Source organism: Paenibacillus sp. 2RAB27 (assembly GCF_052115445.1).
In the GTDB taxonomy this organism is placed as follows: Bacteria; Bacillota; Bacilli; order Paenibacillales; family NBRC-103111; genus Paenibacillus_E.
Genome location: NZ_JBFRGR010000070.1, coordinates 1 through 8,818, shown reverse-complemented (window position 1 = coordinate 8,818; position 8,818 = coordinate 1). Strand labels below are relative to the sequence as shown.

Here is an 8,818-nt window from a genome sequence, read left to right as displayed (position 1 = left end):
ATTCAACAGTGCTTCAAGCAAGTTCTTGAGCCCATAGCTGAAGCCCAATTCTACAACCATAGCTATGGTTTCAGACCCCTTCGATCAGCACACCATGCCATGGCAAGAGTACAGTTTCTCATCAATCAGGCTTCGATGCATTATGTAGTAGACATCGACATATTGGGATTCTTCGACAACGTCAACCATACGTTGCTTTTGAAGCAGCTTTGGAACATGGGCATTCAAGATAGAAAGGTTCTAGCCTGCATTTCTAAAATGCTAAAAGCTGAAATCGAGGGGGAAGGGATACCTTCAAAAGGTGTGCCACAAGGCGGTTTACTGTCAACACTGCTCTCGAATATTGTACTAAATGACCTAGATCACTGGGTCGCAGGTCAATGGGAACTCTTTCCGCTGAGAAAACCTTTCAAATCAAGAACTGGCGAAAGGGCTGCGAAAATACGCTCAAGTCTGAAAGAAGGCTATCTGGTGCGTTACGCCGACGACTTCAAAATCATATGTAGAGATTGGAGATCGGCCMAGAGGTGGTATCATGCGGTAACTCTGTATCTCAAAGATCGCCTGAAACTCGATGTCTCTCCGGAGAAATCACAAATCATTAATTTGCGAAAGAGAGAGTCAGAATTTCTTGGTTTTACAATCCGAGCAAACAAAAAAGGTCAAAAACGAGTAGCGCATACGGGTATAAAAGTGGGGAAAAAGCAGAAAATCAAAAACGAAGCCAAGAAACACATTCTCAAAATGAGGACTTCGCCAACGGCTCTAAACGCTGCACGGTTCAACAGCTTTGTTTTAGGAATTCACAACTACTTCAATCGGGCAACACATGTAAGTGTTGCGTTCTCACGTCTTGCCTACGATCTGCGAGCTTTCATGTACAATCGTCTCAAACAAATCGGGAAATATGAGCATCCTGCAAACCCACCGCCAACGTACAGTAAATTTTACAGCTTGGGATACAGGACTTTTAAAATAGGAGATGTTTATTTATATCCTCTAGCCAACGTGAAAACAAAGAATACGATGGGTTTCAGTACAGGGCTCTCGCTCTTTACCACAGCAGGTAGAGAACAGATACACAAGAAGCTTCGACCAGATTTACGTCAGGAAATTTACTTACTAACGAAATCTAGCATCCCGAATCAAAGTGTTGAATATATGGACAATCGAATTAGTCGGTACAGCATGAAGATGGGGAAATGCGAAATTACAGGCATGTATCTCTTCGCATCCGATGTTTACTGCCACCACTATATTCCGTTGCACTTAGGTGGGAATGACAAGTTTAATAATTTGCGAATCCTCCACAAAGAGGTAGGGCAACTWATCCTYCAAACACAWAAAGAGACGATTGACGWACTCAMRAATARACTKGGYTTAACGGAATTGATGATGSWYCAGATCAACAAATACCGTGAAAARTATGYATTAGRACCAGTTTAACATCCCGAATCAATGAGTAACGAGGAAGTTATGATTTAGTAAATTCAGTTAGATGGACCGCGGAGTGCTTGGAAACTGGCACGCTCCGTGCGGAGCAGGGGAAAAGCTGGAGATCACATCAAATGCTTACCTATTGCAAACCTATAGTTCAATCACGACATGACGGCTGCCGTTATCTGTTAAAGTAACGGGCAGCATATCTGACCTCCACCTCATGGATAGGTTAAATGAAGGAATGTGGGAGCGTAGACTCTGCGAGATGTGGGAGGGTTTGCCGCCATGAGCACATGTGGAGATCCAAAGGTGCAACTATAGATTACCATACCATCCGTTTTTTACATCAGGTGGTTTAGGTAGAGAGTTTTTCTGCCCTCAACATATCCATAAATTTCTTCCTCTACAACTTCAAACCATTGAAATGTTATCTGATAAAAGCTATTTTGGTCAAAAGCTGAGAAAACGAGAGCATTTAAGAGTAAAGCGTTTCTCCATAGAGGGAGTTTAGCGTGGTGATTGCGGGTTACAAGTTCAATTCGCATGTGTTAAAATATTCCATATAGTGATCAAAGTGATGATGCAAAGCACGTGGCTCTGAAAGTAAGGGTGGTACTACAAGATTGATATGGAAAGATCTATTTTTGAATCGAAAGGTTACAAGATAGGAATTATTGCTAKGGCTTAAAAGTGTATTTAACATAAAAGAAAACCATACTGATAGTACATGGAGCCAGACTATCCCAGGAGACGTTAGGCTGGCTTGTTAAATCACATCATGAATTCTTCAAATGAGGTGTATTTGCGGAGAACGCAAATTAGAAGTAATTAGAAATTCCCGAAAAAATTAATGATACTCAAACAGGTTGAGGTGTGACAGGTATCGGTAATAAAATTCAAAGACAATTTACAAAAGAGATGAAAAAAATTGCAAGGCAAGAGTCACGAAGAAAAGATAGATTTTATAGCTTTTTGGAAAGAGATATTATTTCTGGATACTACTCTATTAAGAAGAAAGAGACCAACAAGTTTGTCTTGTACTTTATTAAGATAATGCAATATATAATGAGTGCATTTATTCTTGTTTTTGGAATGTTGTTGGCATTTGCGATTATAAACCTTCAATTATCAGGGGCATTTTTCTTATTAACTTTAATTTCACTAACCTTATTACTTTTTGGATTTATTCATCCTAATATTATATGGGCTGCTCACAGGAGAATTCCAAGAAAAAGGGTGTTGAAATTATTTGGCATTACAACAATAACATGCGTATTTGTTGGTATAGTATTAGAGGTAATAACTTAATAAAGGACAGAAAGAACTGTTGAAGCATCGTTTTGAAGGCTGGGACATCTTATAACACCATATTCACGCTGAGGGGCTTACGCCCATGAGGTGGCATTATGTACGCTTATAAAAGTATCCATTCTGAAAATTATACGAGGAGAATAAAGTCGAAGGTTTTAGAACAGTACTTCCGATCAAATATTGAAATAGACAGGTGGCCAGTATGAAAATCAAAAAGTACGGGAGTGACAGAGAGCATATTTTAAAAGATTTATTGAATTTGATGGTACCCGTACAAGGGGGAACCATTGAATTACGCGATTATATTAATATGAATAAATGGCTTAGTTCTGATTACACTTTATCAGACCCTGGAAGCAATAAAAAGGATATTACATGGACTGAAACGATCGAACCCTTCCATGTCATGAAGTATCCAGTAACACAGCAATTGTATCATTTTGTCATGCATGAAGAAGAAGTAGAACCGAATGTGAATAACCTGCCAATTACGGAAGTTTCGTGGATAGATTCGCTTGCCTTTTGTAACGAATTGTCCAGAATGCTTGGCAGGACGGAATGCTACACATTCGCAAATGAAAGCGAGAACACGATATACAACAAAAAAGCGAATGGCTTTCGATTACTATCAGACGCTGAATGGCAGTATGCGTGCAAAGCGGGAACGACGGGATATAGGTATGCAAGAATTGATCAAATTGCATGGTATCTAGAAAACGCCAATGGTTCACCTCAACAAGTCGGAAAACTGCTTCCTAATCCATGGGGGCTTTTTGATATGATTGGGAATGTCTGGGAATGGTGCTGGGATCTATACGATTCTGAACGATATGGGAACTATAGAGTCTTCCGGGGAGGCAGTTGGGCAGAAGTTGAGAACAATTGTGGTTCTACGAGTAGAAGGAAAAGCATGCCGGATTTCAAGATAGATGATCTTGGTTTTAGAATAGCACTTACATCACATAGTTAAAGCGAGTTTAGCTTCCAGCAGAAATTTACTTGTTAACCATCTGATTGGGTTATTTTAAAAGATGCAGAATCTTTGGAGGTGGTAATATGACTGCTATTGCATATTATCTTTATGCCATAGTCTCAAGTGGTTATTATGGGAAGCAGGATTGGCAGGATTGGGCAGACAAACGTATTCTTAGAGAAACTCATGTAGAGGATTGGTTAATAAGTCTCTCTTTGGCAAGAGACATAGCAACAGTTCAAAGCATACTAAGTATATTGATGGTTTCCGAAAGGTACATTGTAAGTAATCCCCCTAATCTTAATGATACAACTCTTGGGTTTTGCTACTTAAGATATTTAGATTCTAAGTTATCCTCTGAGAGAGTTGTTGTTTAAGTCTGGGGTTGAAACGGATGGCGCAGGTTCAATTGAATGTGAAGTGTTTTATACTCTTCTTAGTGAACTAGAAAAGGGTATGCATATTGAAGAAGACATCAGTTTTCTGAAAAGTATATCCGAAATGTATGAACCATTTAAAGTAATTGCTGAGAAACAAAAAAATATTGTGGAGACATATTAGTTGCAGTTCCTCTATTGTTTGTTAAAGTAACAGTGGAGAGACTTGAAGAGAGGGTTTTTGGATGAATGTTTTAGAATGGTTGGAAAACTGGTATACAGTTAATTGCGACGKGGATTGGGAGCATTGTTACGGAGTTAAAATTACAACTCTTGATAATCCGGGATGGGTATTGACATCCGATTGGAAGGAACACATCTTGAAGATATCAATTTCGAAACTTTGAAGATGGATCGTTCGGATCTTGATTGGGTTTACTGTGATGTTAGTGATAATTTATTTAGGGGTAGAGGCGGAAGTAATAACTTAGAGGAATTGATTGTTATTTTCCAGAAATGGTCTACCTTAAGTGAAAATAGTTTGCAAGAAGTACTTCAAAACTATAGCTCAATGAGGGAAAGGGGTAAGAATATTGAGAGTGCAATGCCCTTGTTGCGACAATTTTACTTATGCCGACATGGAAGAGGCTTTCTTTGAAATCTGTGAGGTATGCTTTTGGCAATATGATGGAACGGCACATGATAAGCCTGAAAAAATAATTGGTGCAAATCGCATTTCTTTGAATCAGGCTAGAGTAAACTTCCATAAATATGGTGTTTGTAAGGAACAATTCAAAGGAATGGTAAGAGAACCTTTAGAAGAAGAACTTCCAATTAACAACGCTAAATAAATTTAACTTAGAGTATGGTAACACAATTATAATAAGCTCCTTGTTGAGCTAACGAAAGAACGATAGCTAAACATTTTGAGGACTGCAACGTGGCAGCACTCCACTATGTTAACGGGTAGATTTGATGGACAATTGGAAGGAATCTGGAAACAAAGTGGAGAATAAAAAGTACTCTAAGTAATTGCATTAAAAGGAGGTTTTTGTGGATTGTGGATCACAAAAAAAATTTACTTTACGGAGTATTAGCTGGTGTAATTCTTCTATTATTAAATAATTCGATAGCACTTCATACAATACAAAATCTCTTCGATAGCATGCCAATTGCTTATATTACAGTTAGATGCCTACTCTCTATCTTTTCTTTTATCGGTATTTTAACGGTGGCTTATTGCTCGATCGAATTGATAATAGAAGTTTTTAAATTCAGAAAGCAAAGATGACGGTTAAATTGTTCATCTCCGCGGCCAACAGCTGCTCTTTTGACTTTAAGCTAAAGGGAGGATAGTTAGAAGAGATTTGAGTAGCCGATGAAAGGAAGATAACATGAGTAAAATTACTGGGTTAATTAGAGAACCGAGTTCACTTTTAAATTGCGAAGTTTATCCTGCATCGGGTTTACCAAAACTACGTTCTTCTCATATGTTGCCAATCGATCTTGAAGAATTTTATAAAGAGTGTGGTGGTATGCAGCTTTTCAATGATTCTGATTTCCCGTATCGAATAATCCCAGCAACAGAAATTAATTTGGCTAATTTAGAGATACTTGGTGAAGAAGTGGAAGATGATATATCCAATAACTGGTACACACTTATTGATTGTGACAATGGTGATTTTGTTACAATTGATTTACACCCTGAACGCCTCGGAAGGTGTTACGACAGTTTCCATGAGACACATGGTTTAATTGGGGATACACCGATTATTGCTATGTCATTCACAGAGCTTCTGCAACAACTTTTGCAACATAAGGGCAAACTGATCTACTGGTTAGATGAGAGTTTTGTTGCGTTAGGTGACGCATATGACAATAATGATTAAACTAACTGAGAACGTTAGCTCAACATGAACATTAACAGGCCGCCGCATATCAATAAGAAGGAGTGTGGAAAGTATGTTTCATGTAAAAGATATTTTATCCGATCAGTTATTAGCAAATGCTAATGACCCTAGTTGGTACCTACCATTTTMAGCCGCAGTTGAAAATTTGTCAGAGGAAGTAGCGTTTTGGAAACCTAGTGAAGATAGTAATAGTATCGCTGAAATTGTGCAGCATTTACTTTATTGGAATGAAACTTGGCAAACTAGATACCAGAAATCTCATGTCAATGCTGTGCCTTCCATAGGAAATAATAATAAAAGTTTTATAGTTCCCAAAGATCAAAATTTCACTGACTTAAAAGAACGATTATTAGAGGTGCTTTTAAAATGGCAAGATCTACTTACTGAAGGAAAAGTCGAAAGTGATGTGAATGGTTTCCCAATGGCTGCCAAGTGGTGGGAGATACTCGGAAATGTGTCTACTCATAATGCATATCACATTGGTCAAATCTGTTACATTCGGAAGTTACAAAAGAGCTGGAGAGTAGATGCAAACTAAGAAAAATTACCTAAAATAATTAGTGAAGGAGCTTGCAAGCGGCAGCTCCTTTTTTGTTCATTCAAGTAACTGGCAGCATAGTTCAGCTTATAGAGTCAAATGTTTTCCTTTTTAATTGGGAATATTACCTCCTAAAGGGGGTTGATTATTGTTGAAAATATTAGATCGCTTGTTATTCCTTGTAATTGCATTTAGTCTTTTTTTTGCTCAAACAGTTGGTGCAACAGATGGAGCAGAAGTATTCGATATCAAAAAAGATGAGATAATCCTTACAATTAGAAACTCAAATTCGTTGCAGAACCAGGTTAAAGAATGGTTGTCCTCTGCAAATGGCGCGGTAGGATCCTTTAGAATCGAACCAAGTGAGGGCATAGCCATTAAGATCACGCTTATGCCCCCTTACAAAATTAATAACGATTGGATTAATGGAACAGTTACAGAAGTAGTGATGTTTATTAGCCCATCCAAAACTTATTTTCCAACTCTACTCGTATTTACGAAAGAAAAAGGTCTTATTGCTGTCCATGTTAAAACCCACAGTTTAAAGACTTTTCTAAAGAAAAATAAATTATTCTATCAAGAATTGAATCTAACCGAACCTTCTTTCAACTAAAGACAAACTATAGTTCATGCACAACACAACGGCAGCCGGTACACGAACGGCTGCCGTTCCCCGTTAAAGTAAAGGTACAGGTTTATTTATTTTCTTTGTACTTTAATGTTTGAGTTTAATGTATAATTATTCCAATATCCTGTTGTGGGTAGGTGTTCTACATTGAATAAGTATAAATACATTTTCTTTGATTGCATGGAAACAATTGTTGATTTATATGAGTTGCCAAAAGGGAATGACTATGCCTTGTGGGCATTTAAAGGTTCTGGTGTTGAGCATTATTGGAATGATTTTAATGAGTTCGCAGAATATTATGAAACTTCAAAAATTGAAATTGGAGTAACCCTTGAAAAGGACGAAGAGTATGAGTTAGTAAGAAGGTTTGAGTTATTAGTTCATAAATCTAAGTCGATAGGACTAAATATTAAAACTGAAGTAGTAACAAAGCTATATGAAAATTATTGGAGAACATATAAATCGAAATGCTACATAAGTCCAGAAGTGAGAGAGGTTATAATTCAGCTTTCTAGGAGATATAAGTTAGCTATAGTTTCAAATTTTATGGTAAAGGATGGTATAGAGGAGTTACTATTCAGCAACGGAATCGGAGAATTATTTGACTTTATTATCACCTCGATAAATGTAGGTTGGAGAAAGCCACATTCAAGAATATACGAGATTTCCATGCAATTAGCAGGTTGTAATAATTCTGAAATTATATTTGTTGGCGACGATTATGAAAATGATTATTTAACCCCACAAAGAATGGGAATGAAATCAATCTTCTTAGATAAATATGATACTCTGAGAGCAGGAACTGAACGAGTATCCAGCTTCAATGAATTGAAGATAGCTTTATTAAAATAATTGAATACTATCAACACCATTTAACTAACGAGTAACGCTAGTTGAGTGGCATAATTAATAGGAGGGGAGCTTTTGGTAAGGAATACAGCTAAAGCAATTATTGAATACGATAATAAGCTACTGTTTATTAAGAAAAAGCTTGATAATATAGGTGTTTATTATACATTACCCGGCGGTGGGCAAGAATCTGGCGAGACAATTGAAGATACAATTCTACGCGAATGCACTGAAGAATTAAATATATACGCGGAGATAAAAGAATTGGTGTGTGTAAGGGAATATATTTCTACTAACCACGAGTATTCATTTTTAGTTAAACAAGTACATGCAATTGAATTCATCTTTCACTGTTCTTTTGGTACAGAAGACAAGATCACACATTTACAGAATGATGTTGCACAGATTGGATTTGAATGGTTGGAAATATCAACAGTAATTGAGTCTTTACAGCAAGACGAAGTAAGGAACGAGCTTAAGTTTCCACAGACGCTTCGAGATTTTTTAATTGAATATTACTTAACCTGTAGTATAAAACCATATTCAAAATTTATATTTTAAAGCACTGTATTCAACTATCGTAAGAACTATAGTTGAGGGGCTTGCTTCGATGCAGCCCTCTTTTGCTCATTAAAGTAACGGGCAGCATTCCTATTTTGTAGAAATACGAGGTTTGAAAAATAAAAAGACTCCTTGGTATGATGTTAAAAGGATCCCAGTTGCTGGCCAGCGACAGATCCAAATAACATATCAAGGAGACTACAATATGAATTCTACCCAAAATCAGAAAAT

At 37.1% G+C, this 8,818-nt stretch carries 10 protein-coding genes and 1 pseudogene; all 11 read left to right on the top strand.

Going from position 1 to position 8,818, the window contains the following annotated elements; translation table 11 throughout:
* Nucleotides 1-1,446 (top strand): reverse transcriptase domain-containing protein (locus AB4114_RS35105; RefSeq protein ID WP_441992568.1); only part of this gene is annotated, 1,446 nt, incomplete at its 5' end.
* A gap of 867 nt (nucleotides 1,447-2,313) precedes the next feature.
* A complete protein-coding gene (locus AB4114_RS35100; RefSeq protein WP_441992567.1) occupies nucleotides 2,314-2,748 on the top strand; it encodes a hypothetical protein in 435 nt (144 codons plus the stop codon).
* Nucleotides 2,749-2,953: 205 nt separating this feature from the next.
* Nucleotides 2,954-3,721 (top strand): formylglycine-generating enzyme family protein, encoded by a 768-nt coding sequence (locus AB4114_RS35095; RefSeq protein ID WP_441992566.1) that lies wholly within the window; start codon nucleotides 2,954-2,956, stop codon nucleotides 3,719-3,721.
* 86 nt (nucleotides 3,722-3,807) lie between these two features.
* Nucleotides 3,808-4,101, top strand: coding sequence for a hypothetical protein (locus tag AB4114_RS35090; protein ID WP_441992565.1), 294 nt, complete (start codon nucleotides 3,808-3,810; stop codon nucleotides 4,099-4,101).
* A 245-nt stretch (nucleotides 4,102-4,346) separates the two neighbouring features.
* Nucleotides 4,347-4,759 (top strand): annotated as a pseudogene (locus tag AB4114_RS35085) (immunity 53 family protein).
* Entirely contained in the window at nucleotides 4,701-4,952 is a 252-nt protein-coding gene (locus AB4114_RS35080; protein ID WP_441992569.1) for a CPCC family cysteine-rich protein, read from the top strand. The pseudogene AB4114_RS35085 and the gene AB4114_RS35080 overlap by 59 nt, the downstream one beginning before the upstream one ends.
* A gap of 543 nt (nucleotides 4,953-5,495) precedes the next feature.
* A complete protein-coding gene (locus tag AB4114_RS35075; RefSeq protein ID WP_441992564.1) occupies nucleotides 5,496-5,990 on the top strand; it encodes an SMI1/KNR4 family protein in 495 nt (164 codons plus the stop codon).
* A 73-nt stretch (nucleotides 5,991-6,063) separates the two neighbouring features.
* Nucleotides 6,064-6,549, top strand: a complete 486-nt coding sequence (locus tag AB4114_RS35070) for a DinB family protein (RefSeq protein ID WP_441992563.1) — start codon at nucleotides 6,064-6,066, stop codon at nucleotides 6,547-6,549.
* 151 nt (nucleotides 6,550-6,700) lie between these two features.
* Nucleotides 6,701-7,162 (top strand): hypothetical protein, encoded by a 462-nt coding sequence (locus tag AB4114_RS35065; protein WP_441992562.1) that lies wholly within the window; start codon nucleotides 6,701-6,703, stop codon nucleotides 7,160-7,162.
* A 162-nt stretch (nucleotides 7,163-7,324) separates the two neighbouring features.
* Nucleotides 7,325-8,029: an HAD family hydrolase gene (locus AB4114_RS35060; protein WP_441992561.1), complete on the top strand. Its 705-nt coding sequence runs from the start codon at nucleotides 7,325-7,327 to the stop codon at nucleotides 8,027-8,029.
* A gap of 72 nt (nucleotides 8,030-8,101) precedes the next feature.
* Nucleotides 8,102-8,587, top strand: coding sequence for an NUDIX domain-containing protein (locus AB4114_RS35055; RefSeq protein ID WP_441992560.1), 486 nt, complete (start codon nucleotides 8,102-8,104; stop codon nucleotides 8,585-8,587).
* The last annotated feature ends 231 nt before the right edge of the window (nucleotides 8,588-8,818 follow it).

Bases quoted from the DNA above. Each gene is read 5' to 3' on its own strand.
- AB4114_RS35095 (WP_441992566.1), top strand. From the start codon at position 2,954: ATGAAAATCAAAAAGTACGGGAGTGACAGAGAGCATATTTTAAAAGAT.
- AB4114_RS35090 (WP_441992565.1), top strand. From the start codon at position 3,808: ATGACTGCTATTGCATATTATCTTTATGCCATAGTCTCAAGTGGTTAT.
- AB4114_RS35075 (WP_441992564.1), top strand. From the start codon at position 5,496: ATGAGTAAAATTACTGGGTTAATTAGAGAACCGAGTTCACTTTTAAAT.